The 17142-nt window shown below is 60.9% G+C and carries 12 protein-coding genes; 2 read left to right on the top strand and 10 right to left on the bottom strand.

The genetic code is table 11. The annotated features are described in order from the left end of the window. Positions 1 to 51: 51 nt before the first annotated feature. The 3 genes from ccsB to FG13_RS21200 form a co-directional block, all read right to left on the bottom strand. Positions 52 to 1203: a c-type cytochrome biogenesis protein CcsB gene (gene ccsB / locus FG13_RS21210; RefSeq protein WP_034753239.1), complete on the bottom strand. Its 1152-nt coding sequence runs from the start codon at positions 1201 to 1203 to the stop codon at positions 52 to 54. 64 nt (positions 1204 to 1267) lie between these two features. Next, positions 1268 to 3364: a cytochrome c biogenesis protein ResB gene (locus tag FG13_RS21205; protein ID WP_035824035.1), complete on the bottom strand. Its 2097-nt coding sequence runs from the start codon at positions 3362 to 3364 to the stop codon at positions 1268 to 1270. Between the two features lie 185 nt (positions 3365 to 3549). After that, positions 3550 to 4221, bottom strand: coding sequence for a c-type cytochrome (locus FG13_RS21200; RefSeq protein WP_035824033.1), 672 nt, complete (start codon positions 4219 to 4221; stop codon positions 3550 to 3552). Positions 4222 to 4407: 186 nt separating this feature from the next. Here FG13_RS21200 and yihA point away from each other — a divergent pair, with 186 nt between their 5' ends. Continuing rightward, complete coding sequence (gene yihA, locus FG13_RS21195) at positions 4408 to 5151, top strand: ribosome biogenesis GTP-binding protein YihA/YsxC (RefSeq protein WP_034753234.1); 744 nt, start codon at positions 4408 to 4410, stop codon at positions 5149 to 5151. A gap of 77 nt (positions 5152 to 5228) precedes the next feature. On the opposite strand, the gene FG13_RS29630 is transcribed toward yihA, so the two are convergent. From FG13_RS29630 to FG13_RS21160, 6 genes are all read right to left on the bottom strand, one after another. Then, positions 5229 to 6595 (bottom strand): IS3 family transposase gene (locus FG13_RS29630; protein WP_425252161.1). Its coding sequence is split into 2 segments (ribosomal slippage): positions 5229 to 6092 and positions 6095 to 6595, totalling 1365 coding nucleotides; the frame shifts between segments, so codons are not numbered across the junction. Positions 6596 to 6683: 88 nt separating this feature from the next. Further along, positions 6684 to 7571 (bottom strand): hypothetical protein, encoded by an 888-nt coding sequence (locus FG13_RS21180; protein WP_235211781.1) that lies wholly within the window; start codon positions 7569 to 7571, stop codon positions 6684 to 6686. Between the two features lie 270 nt (positions 7572 to 7841). Further along, a complete protein-coding gene (locus FG13_RS21175) occupies positions 7842 to 10952 on the bottom strand; it encodes an efflux RND transporter permease subunit (protein WP_035824029.1) in 3111 nt (1036 codons plus the stop codon). Then, complete coding sequence (locus tag FG13_RS21170; protein ID WP_035824027.1) at positions 10949 to 12121, bottom strand: efflux RND transporter periplasmic adaptor subunit; 1173 nt, start codon at positions 12119 to 12121, stop codon at positions 10949 to 10951. Before FG13_RS21170 ends, FG13_RS21175 begins: the two co-directional genes overlap by 4 nt. Before the next feature lie 87 nt (positions 12122 to 12208). Beyond that, entirely contained in the window at positions 12209 to 13567 is a 1359-nt protein-coding gene (locus tag FG13_RS21165) for an ATP-binding protein (protein ID WP_035824025.1), read from the bottom strand. Continuing rightward, positions 13564 to 14292, bottom strand: coding sequence for a response regulator (locus tag FG13_RS21160; RefSeq protein ID WP_035824023.1), 729 nt, complete (start codon positions 14290 to 14292; stop codon positions 13564 to 13566). Before FG13_RS21160 ends, FG13_RS21165 begins: the two co-directional genes overlap by 4 nt. 186 nt (positions 14293 to 14478) lie before the next feature. Between FG13_RS21160 and FG13_RS21155 the strand changes: the two genes are divergently transcribed. Further along, positions 14479 to 15015, top strand: a complete 537-nt coding sequence (locus FG13_RS21155; protein WP_161784199.1) for a Spy/CpxP family protein refolding chaperone — start codon at positions 14479 to 14481, stop codon at positions 15013 to 15015. Positions 15016 to 15086: 71 nt separating this feature from the next. Here the strand turns inward: FG13_RS21155 and dsbD are convergent, their stop codons facing one another. Further along, positions 15087 to 17036 (bottom strand): protein-disulfide reductase DsbD, encoded by a 1950-nt coding sequence (dsbD, locus tag FG13_RS21150; protein ID WP_081922666.1) that lies wholly within the window; start codon positions 17034 to 17036, stop codon positions 15087 to 15089. Between the last annotated feature and the right edge of the window lie 106 nt (positions 17037 to 17142).

Genomic DNA, 17142 nt, shown 5'->3' with positions numbered 1-17142 from the left:
TACACCAGTTTTTCCGGGCCGTTCATGACGCTTCTGTCATGCAAAAATGAATTACAGTTTGCCGTAAGAATGTAATCCAGAAAGGAACATGTTGACGCCCAGGAAAGCAAACGTCGTCACCAGCAAGCCCACCAGCGCCCACCACGAGGCGACGCGGCCGCGCAAGCCCGTCATCAGGCGCATGTGCAGCCAGGCTGCATAGTTGAGCCAGACGATCAGCGCCCACGTTTCTTTCGGGTCCCACGACCAATAGCCGCCCCATGCTTCGGCCGCCCACAGGGCGCCCAGGATGGTCGCTACCGTGAAGAAAGCGAAGCCGACGGAAATGGCCTTGTACATGACGTCGTCAAGCACTTCCAGCGACGGCAAACGGTCGACCAGGTAGCCGCTCGATTTGAGCAGATACGCCGCGGCCACCATGGCCGACAGGGCGAAGGTGCCGTAGCCTATGAAATTGGCCGGCACGTGGATCTTCATCCACCAGCTTTGCAGGGCCGGCACCAGCGGCTGGATTTCGGCCGCGTCGCGCGTGACCGTGTACCACATCAGGAAGACGACGGCCGCCGAAATGACCAGCATGACGAAGGCGCCCAGCTGGCGCGTCGCGTAGTGCTGCTCGTAATACAGGTAGAACATGGCCGTGATCAGGGAAAACAGGATGAACACTTCATACAGGTTCGACACGGGGATGTGGCCCACGTCGGCGCCGATCAGGTAAGACTCGTACCAGCGCACCAGCATGCCCGTCAGGCCCAGCACGACGCCGGCCCAGCACAGCAGGGAGCCGACGGACGAGCCGAATTCCGAGCGCGCCACCAGGCCGATCCAGTAGAACAGGGTCGACAGCACGAAAAGCGTGCCCATCCACAGGATGGCGGACTGGCTCGACAAGATGTATTTCAGGAAGAATTTCTGGTTCGCCATTTCCAGATGACCCGCGTACAGCTCGATGGCGAACAGCGACAGCACGGCCGCCACGGGGATCAGCCAGCGCACGGGTTTCCAGTACCAGCCCAGCCACGCGAACGTGGGGGCGGCGGCCAGCAAGATGGCTTTTTCATAGATATCCATGAAGGCGCCAAAGCGCATCAGGCCGAACAGGGATGCCGCCAGCAAGCCGGCGCCATACAGCCAATCGATCAGGCTCAGGCGCTTGAAAAATCCTGGTTCCTGCGTATATATTTGCTTGTTTGCCAATTCCATCATTTTCTCCATTCCCGGCGACGCGCAAGCGTCCCGAAACTCAGCCAATCCAACTCAGCGCAGCTTACGCCGATTGCGGCAGCTTTGCCTTCAAAGTCTCAAATTCTTTTTCGAAATCCAGCGTCTTGCGTTGCGTGCTCATGGCCATCAGCGCTTCACTGCCGCCCTCGCCATCCTTGATCCACACCCACAGGCGGCGTTCGCGGATATAAAACATGGAAAATACGCCGATCACGAGGAACAGGCAACCGAGGTAGACGACGCTTTTGCCTGGTGAACGCGTCACCTGCAGCACGGACGCCTTGATTTCCGTGAAGTCGTCGAGTTGCAGATACACGGGCGCGCCATAGAAGAAGCTGTCGGACAGCGCATTCGTGGCCAGCTGCAGGAAACGGCCATGCTTGTCATCGGCCTCGATGGCCTTCAAACCATCCTGGGCGCGCGCCGCCTGCCACAAGTCCCACAGGCTGCCATTCAATATCTTCATGAAGATATCGGCCGCTTTTTCTTGCTCGGCGGCAGGAATTTTCTCCAGGAAGCGCGAAATGGCGAGGAAACCGCCCTCTTGTCCATTGCCGGCAAAGATACCGAGGCTCTTCGCGGCCGATTCCTGCAACTGGCCGCGCAAGGCTTCCGCGTTCGCCTGCGGCATGGCGCGCGCCGCATAGCGCGTGGCGGCCTGCTGGCGCAGCGCCGGATCTTGCAGCGCGGCACGCAAACGCATCCATTCGTTCACGCTGTAATTGTCATCGGCGGGAATGCGCAAATAGCTGAACGGGTCGCTGGGGTTGACGCGCATGCCGGCCAGGAACACCGTCGTGCCATCCACGGTGACGGGCTGCATGTAGTTCTGGTACTCGCGCGCCTGGCCCGTCTTGTCGCGCAATTTGTATTGCACCGATGGCCCCACGTTCTTGAGGTCCTTGTTATTCGCATTCTTCGCGGCCGAGCCCAGGCGCTTATCGAGGCCGACGGCGAATTTATCGTTGAAACTTTCCGCCTTGCTGACGGCGCGCACATCCTGGCCCGCGCTGAGGTTTTCCACGTTGAAGGGGCGGAAACCCGACCATTCCACCGTGTAGGAATTGCCATCGCTGCGTTCGAGCGGCGTGCTGCCGCCCACTTCGCCGCCGATATCGAAGCGTTTCGTCGTCTTGCCCGTCATGGGAAAACCGGTCAACTTGAGCTTGCTGCCGCCATCCTCAAAGCTGGACTGGTACAGGGCCAGGCCCTTGTACAACAGCGGCTGGTTGACTTTGATGGTGGCAGGAAAACTTTCTCCCGTCACATGATCGGTGATGACGACATCGCTGGCGAACAGCTTGGGCATGCCGGTGCTGTAGAAATCGATGTGGAATTTTTTCAGCAGGATGGTGATGGGCAAGTCCTGGATCAGCACGCCATCGGCCTGGGGAATAATGGCCGTGTTGCTCGACGAGCCTTCCGGAATCATGGTGTTGCCGCGGAAAGTAGGGTTCGACAGGCTCAGGCGGTGCTGGGCGGGAATATCGGCGATCACGCCGCTGCCGGAGAACGGCGTCTTGCCAAAGAACCATTGCTGTACGCGAATCGGCATTTCCGAATCGAGCAAGCCGCCCACGCAAATGATCACGATGGCGCCGTGGGCAAAGATATAGCCCCATTTATTGGCCGCGCCCCGCTTGGCGGCGACCAGGGTGGCGTTGTCCTTCTCGACCACCTTGGCCCCGTAGCCGGCGTCTTTCAGGCGCATCACCATCTGCTGGGCCAGCACGGCGCGCGGCAGCGGCGCCTGCCATTCCAGCTTGTGGTGGAAATTGCGCAGCGATTGCTCGCGTACGGTTTCACGCCAGCTGCGCATGTCCTTGAGCATCTTCGGCGCATTGCGCACGATGCACAGCGAGGTCGAGGCGACGAGGAAACCCATGATGACGAGGAACCACCAGGCCGAATACACGGAATACAGGCTCAGCTTGTCGAAAACGGTGAACCAGAACGGGCCGAACTGGTTGACATAATTGGGCATGGGCTCGTTTTGCTTGAGCACGGTGCCGATGATGGACGCGACGGCGATCAGGGTCAGCAGGCTGATGGCAAAGCGCATCGACGAGACCAGCTCGACGAATTCAGCCAGGCTGCGGCGTTGGGTCTTTAACTCGATTCCGGTCGTGCCTGTGCTCATACGTGGATACTCATACGGGATATGCAATCTTCAAGAAAATGTAGGCATGGAGCAGAGTGTTTCTCCGCGCAAGGCGGCAGCATACTCCTGTTTGGCCCCTGCCATGAAAAAGGGCAGCCCGTTGACTCGGCCGCCCTTGTTCACGCGCACTGATGCGCCTGGCAATCGCTTGCCACTATGAAAACTTACTTCAGGCCGGCGATATAGTCGGCCACGGCAGCGATCTCGTCATCCGACATGCGGGCGGCGATGGTGTGCATTTCAGCGCTGTTCTTGCGGGCATCGGCCTTGGTGCTGCGGAACATCGTCAGCTGGGCCACCGTGTAATCCTGGTGCTGGCCGGCGATGCGCGGATACTGGACGGGAATGCCATTGCCCGTCGCGCCATGACAGCTGGCGCAGGCGGCAACTTGCTTAGAAGCAATGCCACCACGGTAGATTTTCTTGCCCAGGTCGATCGTATCCTTGTTTTTCGCGGCGCCCGGCTTGGACAGCTGCGTGCCCAGGTAGGCGGCGATATTCTTCTTGTCGGCGTCGCTGAGCATCTTCGCGTACGTCGTCATGACGGGCTGGTTGCGCTGCGGCGTGGTGAAATCGACGAGTTGCTTGTAAATATAGCTTTCGTGCTGGCCGGCCAGCTTCGGATTGACCGTGATGGTCGAATTGCCGGCCGCGCCATGGCAGGAGACGCAGGCAGGCAAGCCGCGCGCCGCATCGCCATCGGCGTACAGGGTAGCGCCCTTGGCAGCGTCGGCCTTGACAGCCGGTTTCGGTGCTTCGACCGCGGAGGCAGTTGCCGATACAGCCAGCAAAGCGAGCAGCATGGATTTGAACAACGGTGAAAACGCACGATTCATTCAGGCACCCTGAGACAGTGAGAAATTAGTGGTGGACATTGCCGCGCCCTGTGGATTTTTGCTTTATTTTCAGGGCCGCAAGCCGCATCGCTGCTACGCCGGCAACAATAAACAACCCCTTATTGTACAATAGCTTCTTGGCGTTATCGCTCCCTTATCGCTCCCTTTTGTTGCTTTACTATTCCCATGTCAAAACTCTGGCAAGCCCGCTTCTTTACGACCGTCAACCAATTGCGTGACCTGCCCGATACCACGGTGCCGGAAATCGCCTTTGCCGGCCGCTCCAATGCCGGTAAATCGACCGCCATCAACATCTTGTGTAATCAGAAAGGCTTGGCGTTCGCCTCCAAGACACCTGGCCGTACCCAGCACATCAACTACTTCTCCATCGGCGGCGCCCACGTGGCGCAGCACCGCAAGGATGCCACCATCGTCGAAGAGATCGAATGCCTGCTGGTCGACTTGCCGGGTTATGGCTACGCGGAAGTATCGGGCTCGGCCAAATTGCACTGGCAGCGCCTGCTGGGTGACTACGTGCAACGCCGCGAACAATTGGCTGGTTTGATCCTGATCATGGATTCGCGCCGCCCGTTCACCGACCTGGACATTCAAATGCTGGAATGGTTCGCCCCGACGGGCAAACCGATCCACTGCATTCTGACCAAGGTCGATAAGCTGAACCGCAATGAATCCGTGAACGCCTTGCGCCAGGCGAAAGCCAAGCTCGACAGCTATGTGGATGAAGACGGCGTCGGCTTCCCGTTCACCGTGCAACTGTTCTCGGCTCTGAAGCGCGTCGGCATCGACGAAGCCAACGACAAGATCATGGAACTGGCCGGCATCAGCGAAGATGGCGCGGCCCAGATGGTCGAACTGATCGAGATGGAAGACGACGTCGAGCCGGAAGCGGGAACCGACAAACCGGCTTGATCAAGATCAACGCTGCGTAAAAAAGGCTGCCCGTTCACTGAACTGACCCCAAATAGTTGGACGGTTTAGTTTATTTACTAGGTGGACAAGGGCTGAGTTCTGTATTGCACAGGACTCAGCCCTTTTAATTTGAGCTTGATACGCTCGTGATTATAGTAGTGGATGTACTGTTTGATGCCACGCTGCAATTCATCGACACTGCTGAACTTGTTCAGGTAGAAGAACTCCGTCTTGAGCACGGCAAAGAAGCTTTCCATGGCTGCGTTGTCGAGGCAGTTTCCCTTACGGGACATGCTTTGCTCCACACCCTTATCGCGCAGCATTTTCTGGTAAGCAGGCATCCGATATTGCCATCCCTGGTCAGAGTGCAGCATGGGTTTGTCTTTCGCCTTCAGTTTGGCCAGCGCTTTCTGGAGCATCGCGCTCACCAGTTTGAACACGGGCCGCCTGGACGTTTCAAACGCCACGATTTCCCCGTTGTACAGGTCCATCACCGGCGACAGATACAGCTTCTCGCCGGCAACGTTAAACTCCGTCACGTCCGTCACCCATTTCTGATGGGCTGCCTGCGCCTGAAATTGGCGCTGCAAGACATTCGCCGCCGCCTGCCCCACTTCGCCCTTGTACGAGCGATATTTCTTGGGGCGCACCAAGGACCTCAACCCTAACTGGACCATCTGCCTTTGAACGGTCTTATGATTGACCTGCAGGCCCAGCTGCCGAATCGCCAACGTCACGCGCCGATATCCATAACGCCCTTGATGGCGGGCGAAAATGGAACGAATTTGTTGCTTCAGTGCCTGATGCTTGTCGGCTACCTGCGCCACCTTCTGCTGATAGTAAAAGGTGCTGCGCGGCAGGGCCGCGAGCTTGAGCAAGGCCGCCAGCGGAAATTGTTGCCTTAGTTCGCCAACTACTTGCGCTTTTTGCGCGCTGTTGTCTGCTGCTCTTGCTGCTGAACCAAGGCTTTCAACTTTTTTAGATAGGCGTTCTCCATGCGCAAGAAATTCACCTCGGCGAGCAGTTCTTCGCGGCTACGGGTTGCATCATCCACATGGGGTTGAGGCTGGGGCGGTTGAGAAGTGGGCATCTTTGTCGGTCTGCCGCGCTGTCGCGGCTTCAGGGCGTCTATACCACCGCTATGATAGCAGCGCTCCCAGGCAGGGATGCAAGAGGGACTACGGATATTGAATACCGCCGCGGTCTGACGATAGGAGAGCTGGTTGGCCCACATGTGCTCGAGCACCTGCAACCGTCGCTCGGCCGGGTAGTGGCTAAACTTTTTGCTTAAGCCAGCCTGTCCGTGCAGGTTAAATAAATGAAGCCATTGCCGAACCATGGCATGATCCAGACCATGTTGCCGGGCGATTGTTTGGACTCCTGCCTCACCCCGCATGCATTGCTGAACCACATCCAGCTTGAACTGCGTACTATGCTTAGCCATAGAAAAACCCCGAAAGTTGGTGTCCAACTTTCGGGGTTCAGTTCATTCACACGGTGCAGCCTTTTTTTATTGCAGCGCGTCCTGGCGCCTAGCGCCGTCCCGGCCCTGGCCGCTTTTCGGAAAAGAATTCCTGGCGCAGGAAAGCCATCAGCTCGGCCGTGTCTTCCACGCGGGCGCTGAGGTTGACGTTGCGTCCCAGGCGCCGCGATTCCCAGACGAAATCACCAGGCTTTTCAGCACGGATCAGCTGGATCATCTTTTTCACGATGGCCGTTTCGATATCGGGCTCATTGCCCAGCTCGACTTTTTCCTGCTTCAGCCAGTTGCGCTTGAAGTTGCCGTTCCAGCCCTTGAACTTGACTTCCGCGCTGAACGAAGTCTGGTTGACGATGGAAAACACGCCGCCCGAATCCTCGCGGTCGCTGCCGGAATTGCGCCCTTGGGCGCCGGCGATATTCGCCTTGGCCACGCGCATGGCGCGGTCGTTTTCGCTTTCCTCGGCCGGCGGCGCGGGATTTTGCGCCTGGCGCTGCTTGCGACGCTGCTCGATCATCGAGCTCATGTCTTCAGCGGGCGGCGGCGGCAACGGCACTTTCGATACCAGCGGCGGCGTAAAGGTTTCCAGTTTCGGCTTGTCGCGCGGCACGTCTTTCGTCACCACGCGCTTGCTCGGCGCCGGCGGCGGTTTCACCTTGGCCACTTTCGTGTCCTTCGGTTTCGGCGTGGGTTTCGGTTGCGGCTTCGGCTGCGGCTTGTCTTTCAGCGGCGCGATGTAGACCATCGCGCTTTCCTTCTTCGGCGGCGGGATCTTTTCGATCGTGTCGCTGCGCAACAGGACATACGCCGCCAGCAGCACGTGCAGCAAGACGGACACGCCGAGCGCCACCTTGCGCATGGTGCTGGTCCTGGACCCGTAGGCCGGTGGCGGCTGGATCACTTGCCCGCAGGTGGGGCAAACATCGGAATCGGCAGCCATCAAATGGGTCGTGTCATGCAAAATGAATCGTGCTTTCTGTGTAGCGAAGAAATAACATTACAGGGCAGCCATAGTGCCAGAGTCCCTAGCCTTTGGGAACACTTCCTCGGCATTTCCAACCCGAAGCGTACAGGATAGCGACATTCCTTGCAGCGGTATCAGCGTACCCGAGCCATGCCTTGACGGTTGTTACCGTATGTATCACGGCCCATACAAAACCGGCGCCACATTCACTGAGGAACGGGGCGCCGGTGGTGGCCGTGTGGCGGCTCAGGACTTGTTGTCGAGCGCCACCAATTGCTCGTCCGTCAACGGCCCCGTGCCGCTGTACTTGTCGAGGAACAGATAGATCACGGGCGTGATGAACAGGGTAATCACTTGCGAAAACAGCAACCCTCCGACCACGGCCAGGCCCAGCGGCTGGCGCAATTCCGCGCCGGCGCCCAGGCCCAGAGCGATCGGCAAGGCGCCCATCAGGGCCGCCGCTGTGGTCATCATGATGGGACGGAAACGCAGGATGCACGCCTGGCGGATGGCCTCGGCCGGCGCCAGGCCGTCGTTGCGCTGCGCATGCAGGGCGAAGTCGATCATCATGATGGCGTTTTTCTTGACGATGCCGATCAGCATCAAGATACCGATGATGGCGATCATGGTCAGGTCCATGCCGAACAGGCGCAGGGTCAGCAGCGCGCCCACGGCCGCCGACGGCAAGCCGGCCAGGATGGTCAGCGGGTGGGTATAGCTTTCATACAGCACGCCAAGCAGCACATAGATCACGGCCAGCGCGGCAATGATGAGAATGATCTGGCTCGCTTGCGAGCTCTGGAACACGGCCGCGTCGCCGCCATAGCGCGTGATGATGGAGGCCGGCAAGCTCATGTCCTTGGCCATCGCGTCGATCTTGCCCGTGGCAATGCCCAGCGGCACGTCCGGCGCCAGGTTGAAGGCGATGGTGACGGCCTGCAACTGCCCCTGGTGATTGACGGACGTGGGGCCGATCGTGCGTTCCACGTAGGCAATACTCGACAGTTTCACCAGCTCGCCTGTCTTGCTGCGCACGGACACGCGCGTGAGCGCATCGTCATACTGGCGGTCGGCCGTGGCCGCTTCCAGGATCACGTAATAGCTGGCCGCCGACGAATAAATGGTCGACACTTGCCGCTCGCCAAAAGCGCTGTACAGGGCCGTGCGGATATCGGACATTTGCACGCCCAGCAGGTTGGCCTTGTCGCGGTCGATCCGGAGCGATGCCTGCAAGCCCTTGATCTGCGAATCGCTGGTAACGTCGCGGAATGCGGGATCCGTGCGCATGCCGGCAATAAACTTTTCCGCCCAATCATTCAAGGCGTCGGGACTGACGCTTTGCAAGGTGTACTGGTAGCGGCTCTTGCTCTGGCGTCCGCCCAGCTGCAAGTTTTGCACGGGACGGAAATACACGGCCATGCCGGGCACGGTACCCGCCGCGCGGCGCAGGTTTTCCAGTACCACCGGCATTTTCGGCCGCTCGCTGCGCGGTTTCAAGACCATGAACATGCGGCCCGTGTTGCCGCCGCCGACGAACGAGGTCACATCCTGCACGCTCGGGTCCGCCTTGAGCACGGCCGCCACACGGGCTTGCAAGTCCTGCAGTGCCGCAGAGGAGATGTCTTCCGACGCTTCCGTATTCACCTGGATCTGGCCCAGGTCTTCCTCGGGGAAGAAACCTTTCGGAATGGTCGCGTACAGCAGCACCGTCAGCGCGAAAGTGCATACGGCAACGAACAGCACCACATTGCGGTGCGCCAGGGCCTTGTCGAGCAGATGCACATAGCCGTTGCGCAATGCCGTGAAACCCGCTTCGAAATGGCGGCCGATAAAGGTTTTTTCGCCATGACTGGGGTCGCTGTCATTGTGCTCGCGCGAGTCGGCCGGCAGGAAGCGGCTGGCCAGCATCGGCACCAGGGTCAGCGACACGACGGCGGACACCAGCACGGCCAGCGAGACGACAACGGCGAACTCATGGAACAGCAAGCCGATCACGCCCGGCATGAAGAAGATGGGGATGAACACGGCCACCAGCGAGACGGAAATCGAGATGATGGTAAAGCCCATCTCTTTCGCCCCTTCCAGGGCCGCGCGTATCGGCTTCTTGCCCATCTCGATATGGCGCACGATGTTTTCCAGCACCACGATGGCATCGTCGACGACGAGGCCCACGGCCAGGGTTATGCCCAGCAGGGAAACGTTGTCGAGACTGTAGCCAAGCCAGTACAGCAGGGCCAGTGCGCCCAGCAGCGAGATCGGCATGGTAACGGCGGGAATGAAGGTGGCGGCCGCGCGGTGCAGGAACAAAAAGATCACCAGCACCACCAGCACCACCGTCAGGGCCAGGGTCAGATTCACGTCGTGGATGGCTTCGCGGATCGACAGCGAACGGTCGTTGACCAGGCTGATCTGTATCGACTGCGGCAATTGCTCCTTGAAGCCCGGCAGCAAACGGCGCACGCCATCGACCACTTGCACGGTGTTGGCGTCCGGCTGGCGCTGCACCATCAGGCTGATCGAGCGCTCGCCATTGAAACTGCCGACGGCCTTGATCGATTGAAAGCTGTCTTCCACCTCGGCCACGTCTTTCAGGCGCACGGGCTGGCCATTGCGGCTGGCGACGATCAGTTCGGCAAAATCGGTCGCTTTCATCATTTGCGGATTGCCCTGGATGGTCAGGGTCTGGCTGGGGCCGTCAAGGATGCCCAGCGGGGAATTCGTGTTCGAGGTGCGCAAGGCAATGGCCAGCTCGTCCATCGTCAGGTTGCGCGCATTCATCAGGTCGGCACGGGCGCGCACACGCACGGCAAAGCGCTTCTGGCCATTGACGATGACCTGGGCGACGCCGGGCAGGGTCGACAGGCTCGGCGCGATCAGATTTTCCGCATAATCGTTGAGGTCCGACAAGTTCAGCGAAGGCGACGTCATCTGGATGAACAGCACGGGTGCATCGGCCGGATTGACCTTGCGGTAGGACGGCAAGTCCGTCATTTCCGTCGGCAACTGGCGCTGCGCGCGCAGCAGGGCCGCCTGCACGTCGACGGCCGCTTCGTTGACATTGATGCTGGCGTCAAACTCCAGGGTCAGCGAGGTATTGCCCAGGGTACTCGTGGATGTGATCAGGCTGAGGCCTGAAATGGTGGAGAACTGTTTTTCCAGCGGCAAGGCCACCGACGAAGCCATGGTTTCCGGGCTGGCACCGGCCAGGTCGGCACTCACGTTGATGACGGGCGTGTTGTAGCTCGGCAAGGCCGCCACGGGAATTTGCAGGTAGGCCAGCACGCCGGCCAGGATGATGGAGAGGGACAGCAGCACCACCATGACGGGGCGGCGGATGCTTAGTTCGGACAGGTTCATGCTGGCTTGCCCTGCGTTGCGGCGGCGCCATCGGCAGCCTTGTGTTTTTCCGCCAGGCGCACCTTGCTACCTGGACGCAAATTCTGCTTGCCATCGACGATGACTTTTTCATCGCCGGCCAAGCCGGTGACGACGGCATTCGGTCCAAATGCATACACGCGGGCAATCTTGCGCATCTTGGCCGTGCTGTCCGCTTCCATCGAGTACACAAACGTGCCGGCGGTACTCGTGATGATGGCGTTTTGCGGGATCACCAGTGCATCCTTGAGGGTGCGCACGGTCAGCTGCGTATTCACGTACTGGCCTGGCCACAAATCGGTGCCGCCATTATTGAAGCGGGCCTTGATCTTGATCACGCCCGTGGCGGGATCGACGGCATTGTCGATAAAGTTCAGCTTGCCATCGAGCTGCTTGCCGCCCGCATCCGACAGCAGCGCCTTGACCGCCACCTCGCCCGCCTTTTGCGCCGCCAGCAAGCCGGACAAGCTGCTTTCCGGCAAGGTGAAGACCACGTCGATCGGGTCGAGCTGGGTGATGCTGGTCAGCGACGTGGTCGGCTGCACCAGGCTGCCCGCGTAGACATTGATGGCGCCCACCCTACCCGCCTGCGGGGCGCGCAGGACGGTGTAGCTGGAGTCGACCTGGGCGGCGCGCAAGGCGGCCTGGTCGGCGGCCAGCAAGGCGCGTGCCGCGTCGAGCTGGCTTTGCAGGGTGTCGACGGCGCCCTGGGCGATGAAATTCTTGCTCAGCAAATCCTGATTGCGCTTGAGCTGGCGCTCGAAGTCCTGTACCGAGGCACGGTCGCGCAAGACCTGCGCCTGCGCCTTGTCGACATTCGCGTGCTCGCTGCGCGCGTCCAGTGTGAACATCAGCTCTCCCTGCCTGACGAACTGGCCTTCGCGGATATGCACCTTGCTAATCGTGCTGGTCGTCTGCGGGTGCAAATCGACGCTGCTGATCGGCATCACGCTGCCATTGGCTTGCAGCACCATCGGCACATCCTGGCGCACGGGCGTGACCACGCTCACCGTCGTCGGCGCCTGTCCGCCCTTGCCCCCTTTGCCATCCTGCCCACCGGCCACCTTGCCTGGCTGATGGTTGAAATACCAGATGCCGCCACCGATACACAGGGCCGCACCCACGAGGATTGCCAGACTAGTCTTTTTCATTGTTCTGTCACGCTGTTGCAGCGCAGGGCCGCAGGTTGAATGTAGTTGCCAGGGGGCATAAAGCACAATATTGTCGCACGGAAATGCTCACTTTCCTGCGTAATACTCTGGCACGATGAGGGTAACTTCCAGTCCACCGTCGACGTGATTGGACAGCAAAACCGTGGCGCCGTGCTGCTCGGCAATATTGCGCGCGATGGTCAGGCCCAGGCCCGTGCCGCCCGATTCGCGCGAACGCGACGTCTCGATGCGGTAAAACGGTTCGAACACTTTCGCCAGTTGATCTGGCGCAATGCCCGGCCCGCCATCGCGGATGCGGATGCGCGCGGCGCCGGGAATGCGTTCGACGGTGACCTGCGCGTACTGGCCATATTTGACGGCATTGTCGATCAGGTTCACCAGGCAGCGCCGCATGGCGATCGGACGCGCCATCAGGGCCATGCCCGCCTGTCCACCGAGGCTGACTTTCTGGCCGGCATCGGCCGCGTCGGAGCAAACACTGTCGAGCAGGGAGTCAAGATCGAGCGCCTGCATCGCTTCCGTGCTGTCCATCGAGCGGGCCAGGTCCAGCCCTTCCTTGACCATGCTTTGCATGGCCGACAGGTCGCCCACCAGGCGGTCATACAATTCCGTATCGGCCACTTTTTCCAGGCGCAAGCGCAAGCGCGTCAGCGGCGTCTGCAAGTCGTGCGTGATAGCTGCCAGCATCTGTGTCCGCTGGGAAATATGCTGGCGGATGCGCGCCTGCATGGCGTTGAAGGCGGCGCTGGCCTGGCGGATCTCGCTGGCGCCCGACAGGGTCAGCGGCGGGTGGTTAATGTCGTTGCCCAGGTCTTTCGCCGCCTGCGCCAGCTGCTTGAGCGGGCGCATGGTCATGCGCGTGACCAGGTAGGCGAGGATGGCGATGCTGATCAGGAAAGGCAGCAAGGTCATCCAGTCGTTGTGTTCATTGAACGGCGGCTGCTGGCGCGGCGGCAAGACCATCAGGCGCAGCACGTGGCCGTCCTGCATGCGCACGTCGAGGTTTTCGCACGTGCCGCCCCATGGCTTGGCGGAAAACATGCCCGGCCTCTGGCGCGGCTTGACGCAGGCGGCCGGCCGTTCGGCCAGCGCGCTGACCTTGAAGCCTTCGCCCAGCTTGGCTTGCAGGGCGGTGGAAAATTCCGTCGGCTTGCCCGGTACATGCTCGACGTCAGGACGCAGCTCCAGGCGCACGCTGCCCTTGTTGGCCACTTTCAGATAGGCGGCGCGCGAGGCCAGCGGCACCACGTCGGCCGCCATCACCAGCTGCTCGGCCCGCTCAACGGCGTGGTAGTCGCGGTATTGTTCGATGGCACGCTGGCGTTCGCCCACGGCCAGCCACTGTGTCAGCGCGGCAGAAGCGACGATGCCGATCAGCAAAAACATGAAGACACGGCCCGTCATGGAGCCCAGGAAGGCCTTCACGCGTGCGGCTCCACATTGACCTGGCCGGCCAGCACGTAGCCGCCGTTGCGTACGGTCTTGATGATTTGCGGCAAGCGGGCATCTTCACCGAGCTTTTGCCGCAGGCGGCTGATCTGGATATCGATCGAGCGGTCGAACGGGTCGGCGTCGCGGCCCTGCGTCAGGTTCAGCAGCTGGTCGCGGTTGAGCACGCGGTTCGGGTGTTCCAGGAACACGCGCAGCAGGCGGAATTCCGCGCCCGACAGCATGATCACCAGGCCCGTGGGATTGAGCAAATGGCGCGCCGTCAGGTCCAGGGTCCAGCCGGAAAAGCGGATTTGCTGCGCCTTGTCCGACGGCACGTTCGACGGCATGGCATGGCTGCGGCGCAGCACGCTGCGTATGCGCGCCAGCAATTCGCGCGGTTCAAACGGTTTCGGCAAATAATCGTCGGCGCCCATTTCCAGGCCCAGGATACGGTCCAGCGGTTCATTGCGCGCCGTCAACATGATCACGGGCACCGTCGATTGGGCGCGCAGCTTGCGGCACAAGGTCAGGCCGTCGTCGCCTGGCAAGTTCAAGTCGAGCACGATCAGGTCGGGCCGCGTTTCGTCGAGGATTTTCCACATGGCCGTGCCATCTGCCGCACCCAGGGTGCGGTAGGCGTTCGTTTCCAGGTAGTCCGCCAGCAAGCTGCGGATATCGCGGTCATCGTCGACGATGAGAATTGTAGAAGTGGGTTCCATGGTACGAATTATCCCCACTTCCCCTGCCCTTGCACAGCGCATTTGTATCGTCTTGTATATAGAAGACCCGAAGAAACATATAGATACAAACTGTCTGACAGCGGACACTTCGGGGAAACATGGAGAGTCCACCATGGATTCATGTGCAGCAACATGTACATCCCCCACTTTTACAAAGGAATCCAGATGAACGCCTCAATGACAACCCTGCGCAAGAATTTGATCATCGCCATGAGCGTGCTCGGCATGGGCGCGGCATCGCTGACCGTCCACGCCCAGGAAGCGGCCGCCAGCGCGCCTGCCGCCAGCAGCAAGATGCAACATGAGGGCCAGCGCGGCCAGCACCGCGCAAGCAATCCCGCCGAACGCATGGCCAAGTACCAGGCCCGTCTGCACGACAAGCTGAAGCTGACGGCCGCGCAAGAACCGGCCTGGGCCACTTTCACGGCCGCCAACGCGCCGAAAAAACCGATGGGCGACTGGAAAGCCAAGCACGAAGCGATGGCCAAGCTGTCGGCCCCGGAACGCATGGAGCAATGGATCGCCATGTCGAAGGAACGCATCGCGGATCAGGAAAGCCGCCTGGCCTCGCTGAAAACCTTCTACGCCGTGCTGACGCCGGAGCAAAAGAAAGTGTTTGATGACAGCGTGCCTGGCGGCAAGCACGGCGGCCACCACCGCGGCGGGCACCATGGCATGCATCAGCAGCCCAAAGCTGGTTAAGTTTTAACTGGCGCAGAAATAGAAAAAGCCTGCATTGCAGGCTTTTTCTTATTCGCGAGACAAGCGACGGCTTATTGCCCGTCGAGCTTGCGCAACGAGGTCAGGAAAGTGGCGGCGTTCTGGAAGCCGATTACGCGCGATTGGGCGATCTCCTGTCCCTGCGGGTTGAACATGATGATGCCCGGCGGGCCGAACAGCTGGAAACGTTTCAGCATGGCCTTATCGTCCGCATCATTGGCCGTCACGTCCACTTGCAGCAACACGGCTTGCCCCATCTTCTCGCGCACGGCAGGGTCGACAAAGGTCAGTTTTTCCATCTCGATGCACGACACGCACCAGTCAGCATAAAAGTCCAGCAAGGCCGGCTTGCCATTCAATTGCGCCAGCGCCGCGTCGAGCTGCGCCACGGTCTTTACGCGCGTAAATGGTTGCGCGTGCACCTGGCCACCGCCGAGGTGGGCCAGCGGCGCCAGCGGGTCGCGGCCACCGCTGGCCACGCCCACCAGTTGCATCGCGCCCAGCACGGCAAACACGAGGCCAAAGGCCTTGGCTACCCACGCGTTCTTCGCGCCGCTCTTGCCCACCAGCAGATACATGCCGTAGCCGACGAACAAGACCATCCAGCCCAGCATTTGCACGGCGCCCGGCAGCACGGGCGAGACCAGCCACCAGGCCACGCCCAGCTGCAGCACGCCAAAGAAGCGCTTGACGGCATCCATCCAGGCGCCGGCGCGCGGCAGCAAGGTGCCGGCCGACACGCCCACTAACAGCAAGGGCACGCTCATGCCCACGGCCATGGCAAACAGGGCACCGCCGCCGATGACGACGTCGCGCGTCTGGCTGATGTACAGCAAGGCGCCGGCCAGCGGAGCGGCCACGCATGGCCCCACGATCAGGGCGGAAATGGCGCCCATGACGAACACGCCCGCCAGGCGGCCCGACGATTGCTGGTTCGACACGGACGTCAGCTTGCCTTGCAGGAAAGCCGGTACTTGCAGCTCATAAAAACCGAACATCGACAGGGCCAGGCCCGCCATCAGCAAGGCAAAGAAACCCAGCACCCACGGATTTTGCAGTTGCGCCGCCAGGCCTTCCCCCGCCAGACCAGCCGCCACGCCCAGCGCCGTGTAGACGATGGCCATGCCCAGCGCGTACGTCAGCGACAGCAGCAAGCCGCGCGAACGGCTGACCTTGCCACCATCGCCGATAATGATCGACGACAAAATCGGCACCATCGGCAGCACGCACGGCGTAAAAGCCAGGCCCAGTCCCAGCAGCATGAACAGCGGCACGATGACGAGCAGCTTGCCGCCCTTCAGGGCCGCTTCGATCTTGCCCATCTCGCTTTGCGCCGGCGCGGCGCTTGCCGCCACGGGCGCCGCCGCGACCGGCTCGGGCGTGCTGGTGATGTTCGCCTGGGGAATGCTCAGCACGGACACGCCAGGCGACGCCTGCGCCTGCGGGCCGTTGACGGCCGCCGTGTCGACTGCCGGCGCGGCGGGCAAGGCGAATTTCGACGGCAAGCCGCCCGGCGCCATGCTCTGGCCGCCGCCACCGCCCACCAGCTGGGCCGTGGCATCCTGCGGCGCATAGCACAAGCCCTTGTCGGAGCAGCCCTGGCCCGTCGCCTTCAGGGTGAACGCGCCGGCCGCTTCAACAGGAATCGTGATGGTGAGCGTCTTGCGGAACGTTTCCACGTTCTTCTGGAAGGTGTCGTCAAACTTGACCTTGCCAGCCGGATACACGGGCGTGCCCAGTTTGGCGCCCACGGCCTCGAACTTGAAGCGCTCGTGGTACATATAGTAGCCATCGGCGATCACATAGGTGACGGCGATGGTGGACGGATCCTGCATGCGGGCGGAAAACTTGAAGGCCAGTTCCGGATCGAGGAATTCATCGTCGGCACGGGCCTGGCTGGCGCCAAAGACGGCCATGGCCAGCAGTAAACAGGTGGCAAACCAGAGCAGCAGTTGATGCAGGGGAGCGGCGCGCGCGGTGGCGCTGGAGGGGAAACGGGACATGAACTACCTTTTCGACCATTCGACAGAGGACGCGCGGAGCAGGCAGCGCTTGTGCCGGGCCGGCGCGAAAGAAGAATAGTACACCGCAGCAAGGATAGCTGCAGCA

Origin of the sequence: Janthinobacterium sp. RA13, from assembly GCF_000745325.1 — a bacterium.
GTDB classification, from domain to species: domain Bacteria; phylum Pseudomonadota; class Gammaproteobacteria; order Burkholderiales; family Burkholderiaceae_D; genus Janthinobacterium; species Janthinobacterium rivuli.
Note: the sequence above shows the minus strand (reverse complement) of the source record. Positions and strands in the feature narration are given on the sequence as shown.